This window comes from Xanthomonas massiliensis, from assembly GCF_900018785.1.
Lineage (GTDB): Bacteria > Pseudomonadota > Gammaproteobacteria > Xanthomonadales > Xanthomonadaceae > Xanthomonas_B > Xanthomonas_B massiliensis.
Genome location: NZ_FCOY01000007.1, coordinates 461,442 through 484,964 on the forward strand (window position 1 = coordinate 461,442; position 23,523 = coordinate 484,964).

General features: G+C 68.4%; 23 protein-coding genes. 4 read left to right on the forward strand and 19 right to left on the reverse strand.

Going from position 1 to position 23,523, the window contains the following annotated elements; genetic code table 11:
* Positions 1-193: 193 nt before the first annotated feature.
* The 3 genes from typA to BN3794_RS12115 all read left to right on the forward strand — a co-directional run bounded on the left by typA (position 194) and on the right by BN3794_RS12115 (position 4,189).
* Positions 194-2,023 carry a translational GTPase TypA gene (typA, locus tag BN3794_RS12105; protein WP_066097602.1) on the forward strand — a complete coding sequence of 610 codons (1,830 nt, stop codon included), beginning with the start codon at positions 194-196 and terminating at the stop codon, positions 2,021-2,023.
* A 17-nt stretch (positions 2,024-2,040) separates the two neighbouring features.
* Positions 2,041-2,550 (forward strand): DUF2127 domain-containing protein, encoded by a 510-nt coding sequence (locus BN3794_RS12110; protein WP_425476717.1) that lies wholly within the window; start codon positions 2,041-2,043, stop codon positions 2,548-2,550.
* A gap of 82 nt (positions 2,551-2,632) precedes the next feature.
* Positions 2,633-4,189: an amidase gene (locus BN3794_RS12115; protein WP_066097604.1), complete on the forward strand. Its 1,557-nt coding sequence runs from the start codon at positions 2,633-2,635 to the stop codon at positions 4,187-4,189.
* 61 nt (positions 4,190-4,250) lie between these two features.
* On the opposite strand, the gene BN3794_RS12120 is transcribed toward BN3794_RS12115, so the two are convergent.
* The 5 genes from BN3794_RS12120 to BN3794_RS12140 all read right to left on the reverse strand — a co-directional run bounded on the left by BN3794_RS12120 (position 4,251) and on the right by BN3794_RS12140 (position 12,249).
* Positions 4,251-4,745, reverse strand: a complete 495-nt coding sequence (locus tag BN3794_RS12120) for a hypothetical protein (protein WP_147675761.1) — start codon at positions 4,743-4,745, stop codon at positions 4,251-4,253.
* A 57-nt stretch (positions 4,746-4,802) separates the two neighbouring features.
* Complete coding sequence (locus tag BN3794_RS12125) at positions 4,803-7,004, reverse strand: TonB-dependent siderophore receptor (RefSeq protein ID WP_066097607.1); 2,202 nt, start codon at positions 7,002-7,004, stop codon at positions 4,803-4,805.
* A gap of 103 nt (positions 7,005-7,107) precedes the next feature.
* On the reverse strand, positions 7,108-9,222 hold the full coding sequence (locus BN3794_RS12130; protein ID WP_066097609.1) for an acylase: 2,115 nt from the start codon (positions 9,220-9,222) through the stop codon (positions 7,108-7,110).
* A 461-nt stretch (positions 9,223-9,683) separates the two neighbouring features.
* Positions 9,684-10,793 (reverse strand): mechanosensitive ion channel family protein, encoded by a 1,110-nt coding sequence (locus tag BN3794_RS12135; RefSeq protein ID WP_066097611.1) that lies wholly within the window; start codon positions 10,791-10,793, stop codon positions 9,684-9,686.
* Between the two features lie 73 nt (positions 10,794-10,866).
* Positions 10,867-12,249, reverse strand: a complete 1,383-nt coding sequence (locus tag BN3794_RS12140) for a class II 3-deoxy-7-phosphoheptulonate synthase (protein ID WP_066097613.1) — start codon at positions 12,247-12,249, stop codon at positions 10,867-10,869.
* Between the two features lie 236 nt (positions 12,250-12,485).
* Here BN3794_RS12140 and BN3794_RS12145 point away from each other — a divergent pair, with 236 nt between their 5' ends.
* Positions 12,486-14,594, forward strand: coding sequence for a TonB-dependent receptor (locus BN3794_RS12145; protein WP_066097615.1), 2,109 nt, complete (start codon positions 12,486-12,488; stop codon positions 14,592-14,594).
* A gap of 130 nt (positions 14,595-14,724) precedes the next feature.
* Here the strand turns inward: BN3794_RS12145 and BN3794_RS12150 are convergent, their stop codons facing one another.
* The 14 genes from BN3794_RS12150 to rpsN form a co-directional block, all read right to left on the reverse strand.
* Entirely contained in the window at positions 14,725-15,240 is a 516-nt protein-coding gene (locus BN3794_RS12150; protein WP_066097617.1) for a disulfide bond formation protein B, read from the reverse strand.
* Between the two features lie 126 nt (positions 15,241-15,366).
* The gene (rplQ, locus tag BN3794_RS12155) at positions 15,367-15,750 is read right to left on the reverse strand and encodes a 50S ribosomal protein L17 (protein ID WP_066097619.1); all 384 of its coding nucleotides are present in this window, start codon (positions 15,748-15,750) and stop codon (positions 15,367-15,369) included.
* Positions 15,751-16,047: 297 nt separating this feature from the next.
* Positions 16,048-17,046, reverse strand: coding sequence for a DNA-directed RNA polymerase subunit alpha (locus BN3794_RS12160; protein WP_066097621.1), 999 nt, complete (start codon positions 17,044-17,046; stop codon positions 16,048-16,050).
* Positions 17,047-17,098: 52 nt separating this feature from the next.
* Entirely contained in the window at positions 17,099-17,728 is a 630-nt protein-coding gene (gene rpsD / locus BN3794_RS12165; RefSeq protein ID WP_066097623.1) for a 30S ribosomal protein S4, read from the reverse strand.
* Positions 17,729-17,742: 14 nt separating this feature from the next.
* Complete coding sequence (gene rpsK / locus BN3794_RS12170) at positions 17,743-18,135, reverse strand: 30S ribosomal protein S11 (protein WP_024891209.1); 393 nt, start codon at positions 18,133-18,135, stop codon at positions 17,743-17,745.
* Between the two features lie 12 nt (positions 18,136-18,147).
* Complete coding sequence (gene rpsM / locus BN3794_RS12175) at positions 18,148-18,504, reverse strand: 30S ribosomal protein S13 (RefSeq protein WP_066098847.1); 357 nt, start codon at positions 18,502-18,504, stop codon at positions 18,148-18,150.
* Positions 18,505-18,846: 342 nt separating this feature from the next.
* A complete protein-coding gene (secY, locus tag BN3794_RS12180) occupies positions 18,847-20,199 on the reverse strand; it encodes a preprotein translocase subunit SecY (RefSeq protein ID WP_066097625.1) in 1,353 nt (450 codons plus the stop codon).
* A gap of 7 nt (positions 20,200-20,206) precedes the next feature.
* On the reverse strand, positions 20,207-20,650 hold the full coding sequence (gene rplO, locus BN3794_RS12185) for a 50S ribosomal protein L15 (RefSeq protein WP_066097627.1): 444 nt from the start codon (positions 20,648-20,650) through the stop codon (positions 20,207-20,209).
* A gap of 6 nt (positions 20,651-20,656) precedes the next feature.
* Positions 20,657-20,848, reverse strand: coding sequence for a 50S ribosomal protein L30 (gene rpmD, locus BN3794_RS12190; protein WP_005408214.1), 192 nt, complete (start codon positions 20,846-20,848; stop codon positions 20,657-20,659).
* Positions 20,841-21,383, reverse strand: coding sequence for a 30S ribosomal protein S5 (rpsE, locus tag BN3794_RS12195; protein ID WP_066097629.1), 543 nt, complete (start codon positions 21,381-21,383; stop codon positions 20,841-20,843). The genes rpmD and rpsE overlap by 8 nt, the downstream gene beginning before the upstream one ends.
* A gap of 211 nt (positions 21,384-21,594) precedes the next feature.
* Positions 21,595-21,954 carry a 50S ribosomal protein L18 gene (rplR, locus tag BN3794_RS12200; RefSeq protein WP_066097631.1) on the reverse strand — a complete coding sequence of 120 codons (360 nt, stop codon included), beginning with the start codon at positions 21,952-21,954 and terminating at the stop codon, positions 21,595-21,597.
* A 90-nt stretch (positions 21,955-22,044) separates the two neighbouring features.
* Positions 22,045-22,572 carry a 50S ribosomal protein L6 gene (gene rplF / locus BN3794_RS12205; protein ID WP_066097634.1) on the reverse strand — a complete coding sequence of 176 codons (528 nt, stop codon included), beginning with the start codon at positions 22,570-22,572 and terminating at the stop codon, positions 22,045-22,047.
* A 13-nt stretch (positions 22,573-22,585) separates the two neighbouring features.
* Entirely contained in the window at positions 22,586-22,984 is a 399-nt protein-coding gene (gene rpsH, locus BN3794_RS12210; RefSeq protein ID WP_066097636.1) for a 30S ribosomal protein S8, read from the reverse strand.
* A 225-nt stretch (positions 22,985-23,209) separates the two neighbouring features.
* A complete protein-coding gene (rpsN, locus tag BN3794_RS12215; RefSeq protein WP_066097638.1) occupies positions 23,210-23,515 on the reverse strand; it encodes a 30S ribosomal protein S14 in 306 nt (101 codons plus the stop codon).
* Positions 23,516-23,523: the final 8 nt, after the last annotated feature.

The following is a 23,523-nucleotide window of genomic DNA, read 5'->3' on the forward strand; positions in this document are numbered from 1 at the left end:
GTGCGCAGGGCGGTGTTTTCCGGCCCGCTAGGATACACCGGCAGGCCCGTTTCCCGGGGCGCCGGGGCGCCGCGCGGGCCCGTTCACCCGGCAGCCGGGCCGATGCCGGCGGCCGCGCCCGGAAGACGATATAATGATCGGCTTGTCCACCCCATCCAGGCACGGCGGCCCGCAACGGCTGCCCACATCGCGCATGTCCATCGAGAACCTCCGCAACATCGCCATCGTCGCCCACGTCGACCATGGCAAGACCACCCTGGTCGACCAGCTGCTCAAGCAGTCCGGCACCTTCAGCGAGCGCGCCCAGATCGCCGACCGCGTGATGGACAGCAACGACCAGGAAAAGGAACGCGGCATCACCATCCTGGCCAAGAACACGGCCATCAACTGGAACGGCAACCGCATCAACATCGTCGACACCCCCGGGCACGCCGACTTCGGCGGCGAGGTGGAGCGCGTGCTGTCGATGGTGGACACGGTGCTGATCCTGGTGGACGCGATGGACGGGCCGATGCCGCAGACCCGCTTCGTCACCCAGAAGGCGTTCGCGATGGGCTTCAAGCCGATCGTGGTGGTCAACAAGATCGACCGCCCCGGCGCGCGCCCGGAATGGGTCGTCGAGCAGGTCTGGGACCTGTTCGACCGCCTCGGCGCCACGCCCGAGCAGATGGACTTCCCGATCGTCTACGCCTCGGCGCTGAACGGCTACGCCTCGCTCGACGAGAACGCCCGCTCCGGCGACATGACCCCGCTGTACGAGGCCATCATGCAGCACGCGCCCAAGCCGGACGTGGATCCGGACGGCCCGTTCCAGATGCGCATCAGCCAGCTGGACTACAACAGCTTCGTCGGCGTGATCGGCATCGGCCGCATCCAGCGCGGCACGCTGAAGAAGAACATGCCGGTGGTGGTCATCGACCGCGAGGGCAAGAAGCGCCAGGGCAAGGTGCTGCAGGTGCTGGGCTTCCTCGGCCTGGAGCGCATCGAGCAGGAGTCGGCCGAGGCCGGCGACATCGTCGCCATCTCCGGCATCCAGGAGCTGACCATCTCCGACACCATCTGCGCGCCCGACTTCCCCGAGGCGCTGCCGGCGCTGACCGTGGACGAGCCGACCATCTCGATGACCTTCCAGGTCAACAACTCGCCGTTCGCCGGCAACAAGGACCTGTCCGGCGGCAAGTTCCTGACCAGCCGCCAGCTCAAGGACCGGCTGGACCGCGAGAAGGTGCACAACGTCGCCCTGCGCGTTGAGCAGCTGGAGGACGCCGACAAGTTCCTGGTCTCCGGCCGCGGCGAGCTGCACCTGTCGGTGCTGATCGAGAACATGCGCCGCGAGGGCTACGAGCTGGCGGTGTCGCGCCCGGAAGTGATCATCAAGGAGATCGACGGCCAGCTGATGGAGCCGATCGAGCAGCTGGTCATCGACGTGGAGGAGATCCACCAGGGCGGCGTGATGGAGAAGCTCGGCATCCGCAAGGGCCAGCTCAAGAACATGGAGCCCGACGGCAAGGGCCGCGTGCGCCTGGATTACGAAATCCCGGCGCGCGGCCTGATCGGCTTCCAGAACGAGTTCAAGACCCTGACCCAGGGCTCGGGCCTGCTGTTCCACGTGTTCGACCACTACGGCCCGAAGGAACAGGGCGCCATCGCCAAGCGTCCCAACGGGGTGATGATCGCCAATGCGCCGGGCACCACGCCGGCCTACGCGCTGGGGCCGCTGGAAGAGCGCGGCAAGCTGTTCGCCGCCGAGGGCGACAACGTGTACGAGGGCCAGCTGGTCGGCATCCATTCCAAGGACAACGACCTGACCGTCAACGCGATCAAGACCAAGCCGCTGACCAACATGCGCGCCTCGGGCAAGGACGATGCGATCAAGCTGACCCCGGCGATCAAGTTCACCCTGGAGCAGGCGCTGGACTTCATCGAGGACGACGAGCTGGTCGAAGTGACGCCCAAGGAAATCCGCCTGCGCAAGAAGGGCCTCACCGAAAACGAGCGCAAGCGCGCCAGCCGCGGCGGCTGACCGGCGCACCCACCGGGATGGGCGAAGAGGACGCGATGGCGCACGAGCCGCCACGGCCGTACAACCCGAGTCCGCGCGCCCACCCCGGCCTGCACGTGCTGGCCCTGGTGGAAGGCGGCAAGGGCCTGCTGGCGGTTCTCGCCGCCAGCGGCCTGGAACTGATCGGTCCGGATCCGCTGCGCCATGCCCTGCACTACCTGATCAGCCGGCTGCACCTGGATCCGGATCACGGCGCCCTGCCGTCGCTGTTGCGCGTGATCGACCCGAGCGCGGTGCACCTGGCCGCCGGGATGATCCTGCTCTACGGCCTGCTGCATCTGGTCGAGGCCTGGGGCCTGTGGCGCGCCCGCGCCTGGGCCTCCTGGCTGGGCTGCATCTCCGCCTCGCTGTACCTGCCCTTCGACATCTTCGCGATCCACCACCACCCGAGCTGGACGTCCTGGGCCGTGCTCGGCTTCAACCTGCTGCTGGTGGCCATCCTCGGGCGCGACATCCATCGCCGACACGCCCGCCCGGCCAACAACTGACGCGCCGCCGCCGGCACGCGCGACGCCGGCCGCTTGGTTAAGCTGGCCTGCCCTCCTCCGGAACGTACACGCCATGGCCCGCATGCCTGCGCCGTGCCTGTTGTTCGCCCTGCTCCTGACCGCCGGCCCCGTTGCCGCCGCCCCGCCCGACTGCGCCACGCTGGACATCGCGAGCACCCGGGCCGGCATGGCCGCCGGCGACTTCGACAGCCGCCAGCTGGTGCAGGCCTGCCTGCAACGCATCGCCGCCCTGGACCGCGACGGGCCGGCGCTGCACGCGATCCTGGAGACCCATCCCGGGGCGCTGCAGGAAGCCGGGCGGCGCGACGAGGCGCGCCGTGCCGGCCATCGACCGGGATCGCTGCAGGGCATCCCGATCGTGCTCAAGGACAACATCGACGCGGCGCCGATGGCCAACAGCGCCGGCTCGCTGGCGCTGGCGGACTTCCACCCGCGCCAGGATGCCCCGCTCGTCCGGCGCCTGCGCGCGGCCGGCGCGGTGATACTGGCCAAGACCAACCTGAGCGAATGGGCCAACTTCCGCTCCACGCACTCGATCGGCGGCTGGAGCGCGCGCGGCGGCCAGACCCGCAATCCCTACGTGCTGGACCACACGCCGTGCGGCTCCAGCTCCGGTACCGCGGTGGCCGTGGCCGCCGGCATGGCGGTGGCGGGCGTCGGCACCGAGACCGACGGCAGCCTGATGTGCCCGGCCGCGGTGAACGGCCTGGTGGCGATCAAGCCGACCGTGGGCCTGGTCAGCCGCCGCGGCATCATCCCGATCTCCGCCAGCCAGGACACCGCAGGCCCCATGGCGCGCAACGTCGCCGACGCCGCGGCGCTGCTGACCGTCATGGCCGGCCCCGACCCGGACGATCCGGCGACCAGGGTGGCGGACCGGCCAGCGCCGGCCGACTACCGCCAGGCCCTGGACGCCGGCGCCCTGCGCGGGGTCCGCATCGGCGTGCTGCGCAACCGGCTGACCGCCGATCCGGCGATCGCGGCCCGCTTCGAGGCGGCACTGGAGGTGCTGCGTGGCGCCGGCGCCCAGCTGGTCGATGCGACGATCACCACCGACGGGCAATGGTCCGAGGACGAGACCCGCGTCCTGCGCACCGAGTTCAAGCACGGGCTGGATCGCTACCTGCAGTCGCACGACGCGCCGGTGGCCTCGCTGGCGGCGCTGATCGCCTACAACGACCGGCATGCCGAAAGCGAGATGCCGCTGTTCGGCCAGGAGACCTTCATCGCCGCCCAGGCCACCGCCGGCCTGGACGATGCCGACTATCTCAGCTCGCGCGCGCGCGCCCACCGCCTGGCCGGCCCGGAAGGCATCGACCGCGCCCTTGCCGAGGCCGGCGTGCAGGCCCTGGTCGCCCCGGCCACCGGACCGGCCTGGCCGATCGATCCCGCGCGCGGCGGCCGCTTCCCCGGCGCCGGCTACAGCGCGGCCGCGGTCAGCGGCTATCCCAGCATCACCGTGCCGATGGGCAGCATCGGCCCGCTCCCGGTCGGCCTGCTGTTCATGGGCCCGGCGTGGAGCGAGGCACGCCTGGTCGGCCTGGCCTACGCCTACGAGCAGCGCCGCGGACCGCGCCCGGTGCCGGCCTTCCTGCCCACCCTCGACGCGACGCCCTGACACGCGAAGGGCCGGGTCCCGAAGGACCCGGCCCTTGCGCGGCCACCTTGCCGGCGGCGATTCAGGGCATCTTGTCGGTGCGGTCGAAGTACTCCACGAAGGCCTTGGACTTGCCCTCCACGGACTTGCCCACGCCCTTGCGCACCAGGTGCTTGCCGTCGGCGGAATATTCCCAGAACTCGCCGACCACCACATCGTCGCCCTTGAGCTTCAGGAACTGGAACTCGCGCGGCCCCATGCGGCTGACCGACACCGCGTTGTAGCGGTCCTCGGGGCCGTGCTCGGGCAGCGGATGGGACTTGCCGTCCATCGGGATGTGGTAGCGCAGCGTCGTCTTCTTGGCCGGATTGGTGTCGTTGACCGAGTAGTAATCCAGCGCGTTGCCGTCGAAATCCACCTTCACCGTCAGGCTCATGCCCTTGGGCATGTTGCCGTCGGTCCAGTAGGACTTGACGTTGTCCAGCCGCCACACGCCGTCGAGCGGGCTCTTGGCCAGGACCAGCGCCGGCAGCATCAGCGAGAACATCAGCGCACCACGGGCTACGTGTTTGAACACGGCATTCACTCCTCTTGTTTCGATCGGATCAGGAACCGGCGTGGATACCGGAAGACATCAGAAGTCGAAGGACACGTTGGCGTAGTACGCGCGCGGATCGCCCAGGAACACGAACGAGTTCGAGCCGCCGATCCAGTAGGCCTTGTTGAACAGGTTGTTCACGCCGACGCGGTAGGTGACCTGGTGGGCGCCATAGGGCGCGGCGTACTTGAAGCCGACGTCGTACAGCGTATAGCCCGGGGCGGTCAGGGTCAGCTGGCGGGTGATGTTCTGGTAGGCGGTCGTCTCGCCGGTCGCGCGCGCATTGACGTTGACGCTGGCGCCGGGCAGCCATTGCGGGCTGTACTCGGCACCCAGCGCGCCGCTGGCGCGGAAGCCGCCGGACACCTGCTTGCCCTTCAGCCAGGCGTTGTCGATGGTCACGTAGTCGGACTTGTCCAGGTAGACCGCCGAGGCCGACAGGCGCAGGCTCGGCACCACGCGCCAGCTCAGGCTGGCATCCACGCCCTGGTAGCGGCTGATGCCGCTCTGCACGTAGTAGTTCTCGCTGTTGGCGTAGCCGGTGCCGCGGTCGAGCCGGAACAGCGCCAGCGAGGCGTTGACCAGGCCCTTCTCCAGCTTGAAGCCGGTCTCGTACTGCTTGCTCTTGATCGGCCCCAGCTGCTGGCCGTAGTTGACGTAGGTCGCGCCCACGGTGTTGCCGGCCTCCAGCGCCTCGACGTAGCTGGCGTACACGGTGGCGTCGGGGATCGGCTTGTACATCACCGCGACCGTCGGCGAGGTCGAGTACGCGGTCGAGGTGGTGCGGCTGCGCGAGCTCACTTCGCCCGCGCTGAACTTGTAGGCGTTGTTGTACTGCTCGTACTGGGTGTAGCGCACGCCCAGCAGGGCCGACCACTGCGGCGAGAAGTCCACCGTGTCGCTGGCGAACACCGCACGCTGCAGGTCGCCGCTGGTCGGGTAGCCCTGCTGCGACTTGCCGTAGGTCGGCGTGTACACCAGCTTCTGGCCGTCGCCCAGGTAGCGGTAGCCGTGCGCCACGTAGCCCTGGGTGAGGTTGCTGTAGCCGAGCTTGTTGTCGCTGGTCTGGTAGTTCACGCCGACCACGACGTTGTGGGTGGTCGGTCCCAGGGCGAACGTGCCCTGCAGCATGGTCCGCGCCATCTCGTAGTTGTAGGTGTAGTAGCCGTCGTAGGTGCGGTCCTGGAAGCGGCCGCTGGCGTCCAGCAGGTACAGGTAGTCGATCGAGAACACCGTCTTGGAGCGGCTCTTGGCCACGTCCATGCGCAGGTTCCAGTCGTCGGAGATCTGCCAGTACAGGCCGGTGTTGGCTTCCCAGAACTTGGTGTCGTCGTAGGCGTTGTCGGCCTGCGGGTTGTCGGTGCCGGTGCTGATGTGCGGCAGCTTCGGCGAGGTGTAGCTGGTGAGGAAGGCCATCGGCATCGGCTTGTCGATGCTCATCTTCTGGTAGATGGCGTCCAGGTTCCAGCGCAGGGTCGAGGTGATGTCCGCATCCAGCGAGACCGCGAACGCGTTCTTCTTCACCCCGGTGCCGCGGTTGGAATCGCCTTCCTGGTGGCTGGCGTTGATGCGGTAGCCGAAGTGGTGCGGCCCGTCGGTGCGGTCGCCGAAATCGACGTGCTCCTGCAGCAGGTTGTCCGAGCGATAGCCCACGTCGGCGCTGAGCAGGAAGCCGTCGGTCGGCTTCTTGGTCACGTAGTCGACGATGCCGCCCGGCGCGGCGAAGCCGTACATGAAGCCCGAGGCGCCCTTGAGGATGCGCACGCCCTGCATCATCTCCATCGGCAGGGTGATGCCGAACAGCATGGTCGGCAGGCCGTTGAGCTTGGTGGCACCGGCGGTGGAGGCCACCGGGATGCCGCGGATGGTCAGGTACGAGGACCAGGCGGTGAAGTCGCCGCCGGACTGGCGGCTGATGCTGGCATCGCTGGCGAACAGCGCGTAGACCGAGGCCGGCTGCAGGTCGGCTACCTTCTCCGCGCTGGCCTCCACGGTGGAGAACGGGGTCTCCAGGTTGGACAGGTTGCCCAGCGATCCCTGGCTGACCACGGCCGAGCGGGCATTGGCCTTCACGTCGATCGTGTCCAGGGTCTTGGCCTTGCTGTCGGCCTCCTGCGCGTGGGCCGTCGCCTGGCAGGCCAGGCCGGCCACGGCCAGCGACAGGGCCAGGTACAGCGGGCGGAGCGTGCCCGCAGCGGCGGAAGGCCGGGCACGATAACCGGGGTGTTGCACGATCATTTTCTTGGAACCTCTCGGATGCGGGGGAGTGGCAGGAGTGGCGGGCACGGCAGGTCGCCGTCGCCCGGGGGGCGGCCGTCCATGGCGTGTCGGGAGCGGGACGTCAGAGCGTGTCGGTGGATTCCAGGTTGGCTTCCACCTGCTCGCGCGTGGTCCACAGGGTGCGGTACTTGCCCTGCGAGAGCAGCGACAACTGGTCGTTGTTGTGGCGGCTGCCGGGCTGGGTCGAGTTGCCGTAGCTCATCAGTCCCTTCGCCTTGAGCGGCGTGCCGAACTCGACCATCGACACCCAGGTTTCCCCGTGCTGGGGCAGCCGCTCGCCGTCCTTGATCGGGTCCCAGGTGATCACGTTGAACACGCCCAGGTTGCCGAAGCCGCCGCGACCGGGCAGGTCCACGTCGCCGATGTGGAAGCGCGACACCTCGCCGTAGGGCCGGTCGATGCTGCCGTAGAGCTTGCGGGTGACGGCCACGGCCTGCTTGAGCTGCTGCAGCGCCAGTGCCGGGTCCTTCAGCCCGCGCGGCGTGGCCAGCGGATCGTCCAGCGTCCACGGGTCGCGATAGCCCTTCTGCGAGACGTACTTGTAGTCGCCGGCGAACAGGTGCGCCCATTCCTCGAACAGCAGCGCGCCGCGGCTGTCGGCCTCGAACGCGCGGTCCCAGCCGGCCAGCACCTGGGCGGCCTGGGCGATGTCGGGATCCTGGCTGCCCTTGGCCAGCGCCAGCAGTTCCGGCAGCAGGCGCTCGGCCGCCAGCGAATGCACCGAGCGCTTGCGCTGCTCGAAGTCCTCGAACGACAGCCGCCCGCTGCCGGCCAGCGACAGCACCGAGGTCTGCGCGCGCAGCGACATCGGCCCTTCCTCGGCCACGTAGGCGGGGAACTTCGCCGGATCCAGCACCCGCGGCCAGGTCGACACCCACGGCGGATCGTTGGTGTTCTGCACGAACCCGCCCGGCGGATTGATCACCTTGGGCAGTTCCTCGTAGGTGTGGATGTCGTCGGCGTTCCACAGCGTGGCCGAGGTGTCGCCGGGCACCAGTCCCTGCCAGTACTTGACGTCGCCGCTGGCGCGCCGCGGCAGGATGCCGTTGTCCAGGAACATGACGTTGCCCTGGCGGTCGGCGTAGACGATGTTGAACATCGGCACCTGCACGCGCTTCACCGCGGCCAGGAACTGGTCGAAGCCGCGCGCCTTGCCCATGTCCCAGTACTGCTGCAGCATGCCCGGCCGGTCCAGCCCGGCCACGCGCAGCGCCACCAGCGTGCCGTCGTAGCGCTCGAACACCGGGCCGTGCACGGTATGGCGCACCTGGAAGTCCAGGCGCTTGAGCGTGCCGTCCGGCTGGCGCACCTGCAGGTGCTTGTCCTCGACCGTGTAGGCGCGCGGCTTGCCGTCGAACAGGTAGCCGTCGCCGGCTGGGGTCAGCTTGTACACGGTCGCGCCGAGCATGGTGTTGACCGTGTTGGTGAAGCCCAGGTCCGGGTTGAAGGCGAAGCGGATGATCGGCAGGCCAATCTGGGTGGCCCCGTAGATGTCGATCCCGGGCGCGTTCAGGTGCGCCTCGTAGTAGGTGAAGAAGCCCGGCGCCCACGGCAGGTGCGGATTGGCCAGCAGCATGGCCGCGCCGTCACGGGTACGCGCGGGCATCAGCGCCCAGGCGTTGGAGCCGTCGCGGGCCTTGGTGTCCGGCGGCGGATTGCCGCGCACGCGCTGCTCGCTGGCGATGTAGACGTAGTTCATCAGCCGCTCGGCATGGGCGACCACGTCCACGCCGGTGATCGGCAGCACCTGCCGCAGCGAGGGATCGATCTGCTCGGGATGGGCGTTGGCGTAGTCGGTCATGCCCTGAGCGAACGCATCCAGGTCCTTGCGGAACTGCGGCGTCTGCTGCGCGTACCAGCGGCGCGCACGCGCGTAGGCGTCGTTGCTGGCCAGCCAACGGTCCTGCTCGACGTACTGCTCGCCCCAGTATTCGGCGGCGCGGCCGCGGGCCTCGCCGTACAGGTGCAGCACGATGTTGCCGTGGCTCTTGACCTGGGCCCAGCCGAATCCGTAGAACGCGCCGGCCTCGTCCGGGGCATAGATATGGGGCACGCCATAAGAATCCCATAGGATCTGGCCGTGCGACTTGGCCAGTGCCGGCAGGCTCAGCACGGCCGCCAGCAGGCACGCCACGATCCGCGTCGCGAAGTGCACGCGGTGTTGCAGTCGATACATGTGAATCTTTCTCCAGGTCACCAGGGAAGAACGGGGGCTGCACCGCCGGCACGGCCATCGTGCCCGCCACGCCCCCTTGCGATTGCCTTCCCTGGTAGGCCCCCGCCTCGGCATGGGGCCCAGCATGCTGCCGTGACGCGGGCGCAGCGGTAAGTGATCGATCGGCATGTGGAAATAACCCCATGCCGGATGGCCGTTCCTTCAGCGGCCCGACCGAGCCTAGGGACGCGCGCACCGACATGCGACCACCCGGGCGGGTAGGTCCCCGCCGGGCGGGTAGGTGTGTCCGCCACGGGCATGCGGGGGAAAGGCTTTCGGCCCGGCTACGCATTCCCGCGCACGGCAACCACTGCGCCGCGCGGCGGCGGCGGCGCAAGCGGGAAGCGGCAGGCCGCGCATTTCACGGGGACACGGTCAATCCGGCCAGGTCGTCCGCCCGGTCCAGCTCGCCCCGGAGGGTTTCAGCCATCCTCGGCGCGCGGCGAGCGCACCGCCGCCGCGGCCGGCCGGGCAGGACGCGGCACCGGCCCCTCGTCGCCGTCGAGCATCTGCGCGCGCAGGCGCGGCAGGGACTCGGGGTGGTGGCGGGCGAGGAAGTCGAGCATGCGCTCGCGCACGATGCAGCGCAGGTCGAAGGCCTCGCCGGAATTGCGTGCGCTGACCAGCAGGCGCACCTGGATGGTGCTGTCGCTGGTGTCGGTGACCTGGGTGACGCATACGCGCCCGTCCCACAGCGGCTCGCCGTGGCAGATGCGCTCCAGTTCGGCACGCAGCTCCGCCACCGGTGTGCGGTAGTCCAGCCACAGGAAGGCGGTGCCCAGCAGCTGCGCACTGCTGCGCGTCCAGTTCTGGAACGGATGCTCGATGAACCACGTCAGCGGCACCACCATCCGCCGTTCGTCCCAGATGCGCACCACCACGTAGGCGCTGCCGATCTCCTCGATCCGCCCCCACTCGTCCTCGACGATGACCACTTCGTCCAGGCGGATCGGCTGGGTCAAGGCGATCTGCAGGCCGGCGATCAGGTTGCCGAACACCGGCTTGGCGGCGATGCCGGCGACCAGGCCGACGATGCCCGCCGAGGCCAGCAGCGTGGTGCCGATCTGGCGCACCGCGGGGAACGTGAGCAGGGTCAGCGACAGGCCGAGCAGCACGATCGTCCCCATCAGCACCCGGCTGAGCACGCGCGTCTGGGTCTGGATGCGGCGCGCCTGCAGGTTGTCGGCCACCTCGATGGGATGGCTGCGCAGGATGAAGGCCTCGCCGGCGGCCACCGCCCGCACCAACAGCCAGGTCAGGCAGCCGACCAGGCAGATGCGCAACAGGTGGCTGGCCAGCTGCAGCGGCGCGCCCTGCAGCGGCGTGGCTTCCAGCGCCAGCTGCAGCGCGAGCGCCGGCAGGGCGAAGGCCAGCGGCAGGCTGATCACGCCGACGATGCGCGCGCGCCGCTGGTCGCGCCCCTGGCTGCGCCGGGCCAGCAGGCGCAGCCACCACCACGCCAGCAGCCCGAACGCCAGGCCCGTCGCCAACGGCACGCCATAGGCGCGCACCACGCTCCAGTCCGGATCCAAGGCCGCCTCCTGTCGAACGAGTGGGGACGGCCAGGATGCCGCAACGCCCGTTCAGATCAGGACAACGTACCAGCTACGCGGGCGTCACCCGGCCGCGCTTGCGCACGATGGCCATGGCCATTTCCAGCGACTGCTCGTAGTTCAGGCGCGGATCGACGGAGGAGCGGTAGGCACGCTCCAGGTCGTGCTCGGTCAGCTCGCGTGCCCCGCCGGTGCATTCGGTCACGTCCTCGCCGGTCAGTTCCAGGTGTACGCCGCCCAGGTGGGTGCCGGCCGCCGCATGCAGGTCGAAGGCCAGTTCCAGCTCGCGCAGGATGTTGCCGAAGCGGCGCGTCTTGTAGCCGTTGCTCGTGGCCTCGGTGTTGCCGTGCATGGCATCGCACACCCACAGCACGCGCCGGCCTTCGCGCTTGACCGCCTCCAGCAGCGGCGGCAGGGCTTCCTCGATCCTGGCCGCGCCCATGCGGTGGATCAGGCTCAACCGGCCCGGCTCGTCGTCCGGGTTGAGTACCTCGATCAGGCGCAGCAGCTGCCCGGGCGTGGTACTCGGGCCCACCTTCACCGCGATCGGGTTGCGCACCCCGCGCAGGTAATCCACGTGGGCGCCGTCCACGTCGGCGGTGCGCACCCCGATCCACGGGTAGTGCGTGCCCAGGTTGAACCAGCCCCGTTGCCGCGGCACCTGCCGGGTCAGCGCCTCCTCGTAGGGCAGCAGCAAGGCCTCGTGCGAGGTGTAGAAGTCGATGCGGTTGAGGTTGTGCACCTGCGCGCCGGCCAGGGTCTCCATGAAGTTCACCGCCTCGCCGATGGAGGCGACCATGCGCTGGTAGTCCTCCGCCTGCGGCGAGCAGCCCACCCAGGACAGGTTCCAGTATTCCGGATGGCGCAGGTCGGCGAATCCGCCATCGATCAGCGCACGCACGAAATTCATCGTCAGTGCCGAGCAGGCGTGCGCGGTGAGCATGCGTCGCGGATCGGGCGTGCGCGCCTCGGCGGTGAACTCCGGCCGGTTGACCACGTCGCCGCGGTAGCTGGGCAGGGTCACGCCGTCGCGGGTCTCGGTGTCGGCCGAGCGCGGCTTGGCGTACTGGCCGGCGAAGCGCCCCACCCGGATCACCGGCAGGTGCAGGCCGTGCACCAGCACCAGGCTCATCTGCAGCAGCACCTTGAGCCGGCTGGTGATCGTGCCGGAATCGCAGTCGGCGAAGTTCTCCGCGCAGTCGCCGCCCTGCAGCAGGAAGCGCTTGCCCTCCTGGGCCTCGGCCAGCTGCTGCTTGAGCGCCAGGATCTCCCACGAGGTCACCAGCGGCGGCAGCCGGCGCAACTCGGCCAGGGTCTGCTCCAGCGCGGCCGGATCGGTATAGCGCGGCATCTGCAGCGCCGGGCGCGCGCGCCAGCCGTCGGGATGCCACTCGCGCGGGTACGAAACGGGGGAAGCGGCGAGGTCGGATTTCATCGGGGACTCCACGGGCAGCGGCCAATCTTGGCAGAGCCCGCCTGCAGTGCAAGACGGCGGCGGCCGCGGCATGCACCTGCCGGCGTGGCGGGATGCGCAACGCCGGATTCTCCCACGTTCTTCCGACCTTGCTAAATCCCGGTGACCCCCGGCGGCGGCGCGTGACTTCCGGCAGGGGTCACTGGGGGCGGCCGGCGCGCAACGTTACTCCATAACACACCACCTGGAATTCCCCCATGACCATTCGTCCCCTTGCCCTCGCCATCGCCACGGCCGTCTGCGGCCTGTCGCAGGCGGCCCTGGCCGATGAAGCCCCCGTCACCGACCTGGATGCCGTCACCGTCACCGCCAAGCTGGAAGCGGCGCGCAACGCCCTGTCGCCGGACATCGGCAGCAGCCAGTTCGCCATTTCCGCCGAGGACATCGACAAGCTGCCGCTGGGCGCCTCCACGCCGATGAACCAGGTGCTGCTGCAGGCCCCCGGCGTGGTGCAGGATTCCTACGGCGGCATTCACGTGCGCGGCGACCACGCCAACGTGCAGTACCGCATCAACGGGGTGATCCTGCCCGAGTCCATCTCCGGCTTCGGCCAGACCCTGGACCCGCGCACGGTCAAGAGCATCCGCCTGCTCGATGGCGCCCTGCCGGCCCAGTTCGGCGAGCGCACCGCCGCCGTGGTCGACATCACCACCAAGAGCGGCAGCGAGCTCGGCAACGGCGGCAGCGTCGGCCTGACCGCCGGCTCGTTCGGCAAGGTCAACCCGTTCGCCTCGGTGTGGGGTGGCTCCGGGCGCTGGAGCTGGTTCGCCACCGGCAGCTACGACCAGGACAAGGTCGGCCTGGAGAATCCCACCGACAGCCGCACGCCGGTGCACGACAAGACCCACCAGGGCAAGGGATTCTTCGACCTGAGCTACCTGGTCAACGAGGACACCCGCCTGACCCTGCTCGGCGGCTTCGCCAACAACCGGTTCCAGGTACCGAACAATCCCGGCCAGGATCCGGCCTTCGACGACCAGGGCATCACCGAAGCCGATTCCTCGCAACTGGACGAGAACCAGCGCGAGAACACCCGCTTCGCCACGCTGGTGCTGCAGGGCCTGATCGGCGACACCTCCTACCAGCTGTCCGCCGGCCAGCGCTACAGCAGCGTGACCTTCGATCCGGACGTGGCCGGCGACCTGATCTTCAACGGCGTGGCCTCGCGCGTGGACCGCTCCAACCGCGCCGACGTGCTGCAGGCCGATTTCTCCACCCCGCTGGGCGAGAACCACACCCTGCGCTACGGCCTGTACGGCGCCTACGAGCATGCCGTCGCCAACAACTCGGCCTGGGTGTTCCCCGCCGACGACGACGGCAACCAGACCAGCAACATCCCCGAGCTGATCCCCGACGCCAGCCGCTTCCATGCCAGCACCACCGCGCTGTACCTGCAGGACGAATGGAAGATCGGCGACGACTGGGTGATCAACTACGGCGCCCGCGGCGATCGCTTCAAGGCCTTCGGCCACACCGAGGGCCAGCTCAGCCCGCGCCTGGGCGTGGTCTGGAACGCGACCGGCACCACCACCGTGCACGCCGGCTATGCGCGCTACTTCACGCCGCCGGCCACCGAGCTGATCTCCACAGGCGACATGGCCCTGTACGACGGCACCACCAACCAGCAGACCAGCAGCGGCGCGACGGTCCCGCTGAGCGAGCGCAGCGACTACTACGACCTGGGCATCTCGCAGAACGTCGGCGAACACCTCACCGTGGGCCTGGATGCCTACGACCGCCGCGTCGACCGCCTGCAGGACGAAGGCCAGTTCGGCGCCGCCTACATCTACTCGACCTTCAACTACCGCTACGGCCACATCCGCGGCACCGAGCTCAGCCTCGACTACGACAACGGCCCGTTCAGCGCCTACCTCAATGCCGCCTACAGCAGGGCCATGGGCAAGCGCGTGATCACCGGCGACTACAACTTCGATCCCGACGCGCTGGCCTACGTGTACGACAACTGGATCCACCTGGACCACGACCAGAAGTGGACCTCCTCCGGCGGCGTCAGCTACCGCTTCCCGGACACGACCCGGATCGGCGCCAACTACCTGTTCGGCAGCGGCCTGCGCACCGACACCGATACCGTGCCCAACGGCGCGGCGCTGCCGTCGTACTTCCAGCTCAACCTCAGCCTGGGCCACGACTTCGGCGCAGAAGGCCATGCCCTGCACACCCAGCTGGCAGTGATCAACGCGCTGGACCGCAGCTACCAGCTGCGCGACGGCGGCGGCATCGGCGTGTTCGCCCCGCAGTGGGGACCGCGCCGCGGCGTGTACCTGACCCTGCAGCAGGACTTCTGAGGCACCGCGGCGCAGACGCGCACCCCATCCCCTTTTCCTCGGTCCCCTTCGGGCCTTCCCGCCACGTGCGGCGAAGGCCCGCTTTTTTTTGGGGGGGGGGAAGATCCGCTCCGGCAGCGGCCGGAACGGCTCAGCGCATCAGCAGGCGCCGGCGCGAACGGAAGCCGGCGACCAGCGCCCACACGGTCAGCGCGACGAAGCACACCAGGCTCCACATCGGCATGGTCAGCCCGAGCAGCTGCCAGTCGATGGCGCCGCAGTCGCCCGTGCCGGTCAGCACCGTGCGCAGCACCTCGAACGGCCCCATGGTCTCGCGCAGGAAGCTCAGCGGCGGACCGCAGGAAGCCATCGGATCCGGGTGCAGCTGCACCCAGCTGTGGCGCGCGGCGATGCCGGCCCCGGCGAGCCCGGCCAGGGCGGCCAGCAACCCGTACGCCTTGCGTCCGGCGGCCGAGGACGGCGCATGCAGGCCGCCGACCAGGAACACCACGCCCATCGCGGCATAGGCGATCCGCTGGAAGATGCACTTCGGGCACGGCTGCAGGCCCGCATGCAACTGCAGGAAGATCGCGTAGGCCAGCAGCCCGGCGCAGACCAGGAAACCCAGCAGGAATTGGGCGCGGAAACTCCAGCGGAACGGATTCATCGTGGATCCCGGGACGACGGATGGCGGCATTATCGACCACCGCGCCGGCATGCGCACCCGCAATCGGAAACGAAAAAGGCCCGGACGTGGCCGGGCCTCTTCGGAAACACGTGCGGACCGCGTGGCTTACTCGGCCACTTCCTCGGCCACGGCCGGGCGGTCGACCAGCTCGACGTACGCCATCGGCGCGTTGTCGCCGGCGCGGAAACCGCACTTGAGGATGCGCAGGTAACCGCCGGGACGGCCCTGGTAACGCGGGCCCAGCGTAGTGAACAGCGTACCGACGGCTTCCTTGTCGCGCAGGCGCGCGAAGGCCAGGCGGCGGTTGGCGACGCTGTCGACCTTGGCCAGGGTGATCAGCGGCTCGGCGACGCGACGCAGCTCCTTGGCCTTGGGCAGCGTGGTCTTGATCAGCTCGTGCTTGATCAGCGAGGACGCCATGTTCTTGAACATGGCCTCGCGATGGGCGCTGGTGCGGTTGAACTTGCGTCCGGACTTCTGGTGGCGCATGACTTGGATTTCCTGGGTTGAATGGTGGGACTGCTGGACGTCTGTGTCGCCATCCTGGCGTTGTCGACTTGGACTGCGTTGGCCCGTGCCGGATTCCCTGTCCGGCCATCGCCGCGGGCTCGGGCCCGTCGGCGTCTGCTCGTATCCCCCGTCATCCGGGGAACCTCGCGCTTGTTGCGAAACGGCGGCCTGCCCGCCTCCCTGGTGTTCCCGCGGGTTCCGTCAGGAACCCCGCCCGGCCGTCGCTGGCCAGGCTCCTCGGCCCGCCACCGCCTCGGCGGCAGCGGGCCCGAAGGCTTACCCCAGCATGCCGTGCTGGGCGATCCCGGCCGGCGGCCAGTTCTCCAGCTTCATGCCGAGCGAAAGGCCGCGCTGGGCGAGCACTTCCTTGATCTCGGTGAGCGACTTCTTGCCCAGGTTCGGGGTCTTGAGCAGCTCGACCTCGGTCTTCTGCACCAGGTCGCCGATGTAGTAGATGCTCTCGGCCTTCAGGCAGTTGGCCGAACGCACCGTCAGCTCCAGATCGTCGATCGGACGCAGCAGCACCGGATCCACGCCACCGGTGGCCGGCTTGGGTGCGCCACGGTCGCGATGGGTGAAGTCGCCGAACACCGACAGCTGGTCGGTGAGGATGTCGGCGGCGGTACGCACCGCTTCCTCGGCGTCGATGGTGCCGTTGGTCTCGATCTCCAGCACCAGCTTGTCCAGGTTGGTCCGCTGCTCGACGCGCGCGGCCTCGACCGAATACGCCACGCGGCGCACCGGCGAGAACGAGGCATCCAGCACCAGGCGACCGATCGTGCGGGTCTCCTCGTCGGGACGCTGGCGCGAGGTAGCGGGCTGGTAGCCGAAGCCGCGCTCGATCTTCAGGCGCATGTTCAGCGCCGTGTCCTTGGTCAGGTGGCAGATCACGTGGTCGGGATTGAGGATCTCGACGTTGTGGTCGGTCTTGATGTCGCCGGCGGTGACCGTGCCCGGCCCCTGCTTGGTCAGCGACAGCGTGGCGCTGTCGCCGCTGTGCATGCGGATGGCGACGTCCTTCAGGTTCAGCAGGACTTCCAGCACGTCCTCCTGCAGACCCTCGACCGTGGTGTACTCGTGCAGCACGCCGTCGATCTCGACCTCGGTGATGGCGAAGCCGGGAATCGAGGAAAGCAGCACGCGGCGCAGGGCGTTGCCCAGGGTATGGCCATAGCCGCGCTCCAAGGGCTCGATCACGACCTTGGCGCGGTTCTCGGTAAGGCGTTCGATCTGCGGGCCCTTGGGCCGCAGGACCTGGTTGGCGGTAACCGTCATGTTGCGGGGTCTCCTGCGAACCCCCGGCGCACCGGGGGCTCTCCAATGTGAATTACTTCGAGTACAGCTCGACGATCAGCGCTTCGTTGATGTCCGAAGGCAGCTCGGCGCGATCCGGGACCGCCTTGAACACGCCGCTGAACTTCTTCGAGTCGACCTCGACCCACGCCGGGCTCAGGCCATGCTGCTCGGCCAGGGTCAGCGACTCCTGGACGCGGAGCTGCTTCTGCGCCTTCTCCGACAGCGTGATCGCATCGCCAGCCTTGACCTGGTAGGACGGCAGGTTGACCGGCTTGCCGTTGACCAGCACGCCGCGGTGCGAGACCAGCTGGCGGGCGGACGGACGGGTCACCGCGAAACCCATGCGGTAGACGACGTTGTCCAGGCGGGTTTCCAGCAGCTGCAGCAGGTTCTCGCCGGTGTTGCCCTTCTTGGTCGAGGCCTTCTTGTAGTAGTTGCGGAACTGGCGCTCCAGCAGGCCGTAGATGCGCTTGACCTTCTGCTTCTCGCGCAGCTGGGTGGCGTAGTCGGAGAGCTTGCCCTTGCGCGCGGTGGCGCCATGCTGGCCGGGCTTCTGCTCCAGCTTGCACTTGGAGTCCAGCGCACGGGCCGGGCTCTTGAGGGAGAGGTCGGCGCCTTCGCGACGCGCGAGCTTACAGGTGGGACCAATGTAACGAGCCATTTCTCTTCAGCTCCTCAGACGCGGCGCTTCTTCGGCGGGCGGCATCCGTTGTGCGGGATGGGCGTCACGTCGATGATGTTGGTGATCTTGTAGCCGACGTTGTTCAGCGAACGCACGGCCGACTCGCGGCCCGGACCCGGGCCCTTGATGCGCACTTCCAGCGACTTCACGCCATAGTCCAGCGCGGCGCGGCCGGCCTTCTCGGCGGCGACCTGGGCAGCGAACGGGGTGGACTTGCGCGAACCGCGGAAGCCGGCACCACCGGAGGTCGCCCAGGACAGGGCATTGCCCTGGCGGTCGGTGATCGTGACGATCGTGTTGTTGAAAGAAGCGTGGACGTGGGCGACGCCGTCGGTGATGACGCGCTTGATCTTCTTCTTGGTCTTGGTTGCGGCAGGCTTGGCCATTTTCTGTGTCCCTTACTTCCTGATCGCCTTGCGCGGGCCCTTGCGGGTGCGGGCGTTGGTACGGGTGCGCTGGCCACGCAGCGGCAGGCCGCGGCGGTGGCGCAGGCCGCGATAGCAACCCAGGTCCATCAGACGCTTGATGGCGATGCCGACCTCGCGGCGCAGGTCGCCCTCGACGACGTACTTGCCGATCTCGGCGCGCAGGCGCTCGATCTCCGGCTCGGACAGATCACGGATCTTGGTGGTGACGGGAACGCCTGCGGCTTCGCAGACCTTCTTCGAGCGGGTACGGCCGATGCCGTAGATGCTTTGCAACCCGACCCAGACGTGCTTCTGGGCTGGCAGGTTGACGCCTGCAATACGCGCCATGACGCGGTTCTCCAACTGAGTTGAGGCCCGACGACGCAGGCGCGCCATCCGGCTTGGATGGATCAAAAAGTGAACGTTGAATTGTAGCAAGGTCTCGGGTTACTTGGAAGCCCATGGAACAAGGATGTTCCACGGACCCGGCATGGGGAGTGTGCCCATGCTCCGGCGCCGGATCGGGTTGGCGGGGCGGCGTGCCGCCCCGTCCGGCCGCGCTACTCCAGCGCGGCACCACCCGATCACACCCGCGCACGAGACCGCTGCACGGGCCGCCCATTGGTTTGTCAGGACTGGGCCCGGGCGTCGGGCCGTACCTGAGCGGCAGGAGCCGCGATTATACCGGGGTCAGCCGCGCGCGAAACCGCCGCGCGAACCGCCCTTCAGGTTGGCCTTCTTGAGCAGGCTCTCGTACTGGTGCGACATCAGGTGGGCCTGGACCTGGGCGATGAAGTCCATGATCACCACCACCGCGATCAGCAGCGAGGTGCCACCGAAGTAGAACGACGCGCCCATCTGCGTGCGCAGCACTTCCGGCAGCAGGCACACCAGTACCAGGTAGATCGAGCCGGCCGCGGTCAGGCGCGTCAGCACGCCGTCGATATAGTCCGCCGTGGCCTTGCCCGGACGGATGCCCGGGATCAGCGCGCCCGACTTCTTCAGGTTGTCGGCGGTTTCCTGCGAGTTGAACACCAGTGCGGTATAGAAGAACGCGAAACCGATGATCAGCGCGGCGAACACGATCATGTGCAGCGGCTCGCCCGGGGCCAGCGCGTTGGCGATGCGCTGCAGCCAGGTGGCCGAGGTCGCCTGGCCCGACCACATCGACAGGGTCGCCGGGAAGGCCAGGATCGAGGAGGCGAAGATCGGCGGGATCACGCCGGACATGTTCAGCTTCAGCGGCAGGAACGAGGTCTGGTTCATGTACGCGCTGCGGCCACCCTGGCGGCGCGCGTAGTTGACCGTGATCCGCCGTTGCCCGCGCTCGACGAACACCACGAAGAAGGTGAAGGCGAGCACGGTGATGGCGATCATCAACAGCGAGATGAAGCTCAGCTCGCCGTCGCGGAAGCGCTCGATCGTGGTGATCACCGCGCCCGGCAGGCCGGCGACGATGCCAGCGAAGATGATCAGCGACACGCCGTTGCCGATGCCGCGCTCGGTGACCTGCTCGCCGACCCACATCAGGAACAGCGTACCGGCGGTCAGCGACACCACCGCGGTGAGCACGAAGCCCAGACCCGGGGCGTACACCACCGGCGCGCCGCCCGGCGCGGTCTGCCCCTGCAGCGCCAGGGCGATGCTGCCGCCCTGCACGATCGCCAGCAGCACCGCGCCGTAGCGCGAGTACTGGGTGATCTTGCGCCGGCCGGACTCGCCTTCCTTCTGCATCGCCTTGAGCGAGGGGAAGATGTGCGTGGCCAGCTGCATCACGATGGACGCGGAGATGTACGGCATCACGTTCAGCGCGAAGATGCTGAAGCGATGCAGGGCGCCACCGGAGAACATGTTGAACATGTCCACGATGCCGCCCTGGTTCTGCATCAGGGCAAGCATGGCATCGGGATTGACGCCCGGGACCGGCACGTAGCAGCCGATCCGGTAGACGACCAACGCCCCGAGGACGAACAGCAGGCGCTGGCGCAGTTCGGTGAACTTGCCCAGACCGCCGCCGATGTTTCCGATGCCAGCTTGCGCCATCTTGCCCTTACTCCTGCACGCTGCCGCCGGCCGCCTCGATGGCGGCCTTGGCGCCGGCGGTGACCGCCACGCCCTTGATCACGAAGGCCTTGGTCAGCTCGCCCTTCTTGACGATCTTGGCCTTCTTGGCGCTGGTCGGCACCAGCTTGGCCGCACGCAGCGCGGCGAAGTCGACGTCGCCGGCCTCCAGCTTGTCGAGCTGGTAGGACAGCACCTCGGCGGTGTCCTTGGCCAGCTTGGAGCGGAAGCCGATCTTCGGCAGGCGCCGCTGCATGGGGGTCTGGCCGCCTTCGAAGCCGGCCTTGATCTTGCCGCCGCCCTTGCGGGCGAACGAACCCTTGTGGCCGCGGCCGGCGGTCTTGCCCAGGCCGGAACCGATGCCGCGACCGACGCGGGTGCGCTCGGTGCGGGCGCCCTCGGCGGGCTTGAGGTCATTGAGACGCAGAGTCATGGTCGATTACTCCTCAACCTGGACGAGGTACTGAACCTTGTTGATCAGGCCACGCACCTGCGGGCTGTCCTTCAGTTCGCGCACATCGTTGAGCTTGTTCAGGCCCAGCGCACGCACCGACAGGCGGTGACGCGACTGGGTACCCCGCAGGCCGCGCACCAGGCGCACCTTCACGGTCTTGTTGGACTCATTAGCCATGGTTGAGTTCCTCCACCTTCTTGCCGCGCTTGGCCGCGATGCGCTCCGGCGACTGGGTGCCGGCCAGCCCCTTCAGGGTAGCGCGGACCAGGTTGATCGGGTTGCGCGAACCGGTGGCCTTGGCCAGCACGTTCTTCACGCCGACCGCTTCCAGCACGGCGCGCATGGCACCGCCGGCGATCACGCCGGTACCCTCGGAGGCCGGCTGCATGAACACCCGCGCCGCACCGTGGCCGGACTTCACCGGATGCCACAGGGTGCCGTTGTTCAGCTGCACGTTCACCAGGTTCTTGCGGGCGTGCTCCATCGACTTCTGGATGGCGACCGGCACTTCGCGCGCCTTGCCGTAACCGAAGCCGACCTTGCCCTCGCCGTCGCCCACCACCGTCAGCGCGGTGAAGGTGAACTGGCGACCGCCCTTGACCGTCTTGCTGACGCGGTTGACCGCGACCAGCTTCTCGATCATGCCGTCGTCTACTTTCTCTTCGCGGTTACGGTCGCGATCGCGACCCCGCGGTGCACGTTCATCTGCCATGTTGGCTCCTGATTGTCGGGACTATGTACGGCTGCTGCCGCTTGTGGTTGTGCTCTACCTCGGTGCAGCAGACGGCGCTGCAGAAGAGCGCCGCTGCCCGGCACAAGCCCGTGCCGGCGGGTGGAACCTGGCGATCGGCGCGGAACCCGGGACACGGGCACAACCGCCGCGACGACGCCTTGGCGAATGGCGGGCCAGGCCCGCCACGCCGTCAGAACTGCAGACCACCCTCGCGGGCGGCATCGGCCAGCGCCTTGATGCGGCCGTGGTAACGGTAGCCGGAGCGGTCGAACGCGACCTTCTCGATCCCCGCGGCCTTGGCACGCTCGGCGATCAGCTTGCCCACGCGGGTGGCGGCCTCGGTGTTCTTGCCGTTCTTCAGGCCTTCCTTCACGTCGGCCTGCAGCGTGTTGGCGGCGGCGATCACCTTGGCGCCGTCGGCGGTGAAGACCTGCGCGTACAGGTGCTGGCCGGTGCGCAGCACCGACAGGCGCGGCACGCCCAGCTCGCGGATATGGGCGCGGGTGGACTTGGCGCGGCGCAGACGGGCGATGTTCTTGTTGATGCTCATGGCTTGATTCCTATGGAAGCTGAAGGACACAGGCTCCGGCCCCGGAACGTCCGGCCACGGATGGCCGGGTTCCTGGCAGAAGGCCCTGGATTACGCCTTCTTGGCTTCCTTGCGAATGATGACTTCGTCGGAGTACTTCACGCCCTTGCCCTTGTACGGCTCCGGCGGGCGGAAGCCGCGGATCTTCGCGGCCACTTCGCCCACGCGCTGCTTGTCGCTGCCCTGGACCAGGATCTCGGTCTGCGACGGCGTGGACAGGGTGATGCCTTCCGGCGCCTGGAACACCACCGGGTGGGAGAAACCGAGCGACAGGCTCAGGTCCTTGCCCTGCATGGCGGCACGGTAGCCCACGCCGACCAGCTCCAGCTTGCGCTCGAAGCCGGCGGACACACCGTGGACCATGTTGGCCAGGATGGCGCGCACGGTACCGGTGATGGCGTCGTGGGCGGCATCGGCCGGCACCAGGTTGACCGTGCCGTTGTCGACGCTGACCTGCACGCCGACCGGCTTGGCCAGCGACAGATCGCCCTTCGGGCCCTTCACGCTGACCTGATCGGCCTGCACATTGATTTCGACGCCCTTCGGCAGGGCGATCGGCTTCTTGGCTACACGGGACATGTCGATTCCTCCCTTAGGCCACGAAGCACAGGACTTCACCACCGATGCCGGCCGCGCGGGCCTGCGCATCGGTCATGATGCCCTTGGACGTGGAGATGATGGCGATGCCCAGGCCACCGAGGACCTTGGGCAGCTCGGCCTTGCCGCGGTACTGGCGCAGGCCCGAGCGCGAAACGCGCTTGAGGGTCTCGATCACCGGGCGGCCTTCGAAATACTTCAGCACGATCTCCAGCTCGGCCTTGTTGTTGGCCACCGGGGTCACGCGCAGGTCGGCGATGTAGCCCTCGTCCTTCAGGACCTGGGCGATGGCGGCCTTGATCTTGGACGACGGCACCTTCACCGTCTGCTTGCCCACCGCGGCCGCATTCTTGATGCGGACCAGCAGGTCGGCGATGGGATCAGTCATGCTCATGCGATTACCTTTGAGTGCACCGATATCCGCTTTCGCGAAAATCTCGTGTTTTGGGACCGCCTTGCCGGGCGGCGCTTCCCGGCGAACCGGGACTCCATCCGGGCACGACGCCCGAAAGGAGCGGGATTATACACGACGACAAGCCCGGTTTGCACCGGACTTGCGTCGATGACGGCGCCTGGGCCGGCGACTGGCGTATCCGCCGGCCACCGGACCGCCGCGGTTTTACCAGCTGGCCTTGCGCAGGCCGGGCACGTCGCCGCGCATGGTCGCTTCGCGCAGCTTGTTGCGGCCCAGGCCGAACTTGCGGTACACGCCGCGCGGACGGCCGGACAGCTCGCACCGGTTGCGCTGGCGGCTCGGCGAGGAATCGCGCGGCAGCTTCTGCAGCTTGGTCGCCGCGTCCAGCTTCTCCTCGTAGGAGGCGTCCTGGCTGGAGACGATCTTCTTCAGCGCCGAACGCTTGTCGGCGAACTTCTGCGCCAGCTTCTTCCGCTTGACGTCGCGGTTGACCATCGAGGTCTTTGCCATGTCGGTTT

Bases quoted from the DNA above. Each gene is read 5' to 3' on its own strand.
- rpsN (WP_066097638.1), bottom strand. From the start codon at position 23,515: ATGGCAAAGACCTCGATGGTCAACCGCGACGTCAAGCGGAAGAAGCTG.
- BN3794_RS12110 (WP_425476717.1), top strand. From the start codon at position 2,041: ATGGGCGAAGAGGACGCGATGGCGCACGAGCCGCCACGGCCGTACAAC.
- rpsH (WP_066097636.1), bottom strand. From the start codon at position 22,984: ATGAGCATGACTGATCCCATCGCCGACCTGCTGGTCCGCATCAAGAAT.
- rpsD (WP_066097623.1), bottom strand. From the start codon at position 17,728: ATGGCTCGTTACATTGGTCCCACCTGTAAGCTCGCGCGTCGCGAAGGC.
- BN3794_RS12150 (WP_066097617.1), bottom strand. From the start codon at position 15,240: ATGAATCCGTTCCGCTGGAGTTTCCGCGCCCAATTCCTGCTGGGTTTC.
- rplO (WP_066097627.1), bottom strand. From the start codon at position 20,650: ATGACTCTGCGTCTCAATGACCTCAAGCCCGCCGAGGGCGCCCGCACC.
- secY (WP_066097625.1), bottom strand. From the start codon at position 20,199: ATGGCGCAAGCTGGCATCGGAAACATCGGCGGCGGTCTGGGCAAGTTC.
- rplF (WP_066097634.1), bottom strand. From the start codon at position 22,572: ATGTCCCGTGTAGCCAAGAAGCCGATCGCCCTGCCGAAGGGCGTCGAA.
- rpsM (WP_066098847.1), bottom strand. From the start codon at position 18,504: ATGGCGCGTATTGCAGGCGTCAACCTGCCAGCCCAGAAGCACGTCTGG.
- BN3794_RS12115 (WP_066097604.1), top strand. From the start codon at position 2,633: ATGCCTGCGCCGTGCCTGTTGTTCGCCCTGCTCCTGACCGCCGGCCCC.
- BN3794_RS12125 (WP_066097607.1), bottom strand. From the start codon at position 7,004: ATGATCGTGCAACACCCCGGTTATCGTGCCCGGCCTTCCGCCGCTGCG.
- rpsK (WP_024891209.1), bottom strand. From the start codon at position 18,135: ATGGCCAAGCCTGCCGCAACCAAGACCAAGAAGAAGATCAAGCGCGTC.
- BN3794_RS12160 (WP_066097621.1), bottom strand. From the start codon at position 17,046: ATGACGGTTACCGCCAACCAGGTCCTGCGGCCCAAGGGCCCGCAGATC.
- BN3794_RS12145 (WP_066097615.1), top strand. From the start codon at position 12,486: ATGACCATTCGTCCCCTTGCCCTCGCCATCGCCACGGCCGTCTGCGGC.
- rpmD (WP_005408214.1), bottom strand. From the start codon at position 20,848: ATGGCTAATGAGTCCAACAAGACCGTGAAGGTGCGCCTGGTGCGCGGC.
- BN3794_RS12130 (WP_066097609.1), bottom strand. From the start codon at position 9,222: ATGTATCGACTGCAACACCGCGTGCACTTCGCGACGCGGATCGTGGCG.
- typA (WP_066097602.1), top strand. From the start codon at position 194: ATGTCCATCGAGAACCTCCGCAACATCGCCATCGTCGCCCACGTCGAC.
- rpsE (WP_066097629.1), bottom strand. From the start codon at position 21,383: ATGGCAGATGAACGTGCACCGCGGGGTCGCGATCGCGACCGTAACCGC.
- rplQ (WP_066097619.1), bottom strand. From the start codon at position 15,750: ATGCGCCACCAGAAGTCCGGACGCAAGTTCAACCGCACCAGCGCCCAT.
- rplR (WP_066097631.1), bottom strand. From the start codon at position 21,954: ATGAGCATCAACAAGAACATCGCCCGTCTGCGCCGCGCCAAGTCCACC.
- BN3794_RS12140 (WP_066097613.1), bottom strand. From the start codon at position 12,249: ATGAAATCCGACCTCGCCGCTTCCCCCGTTTCGTACCCGCGCGAGTGG.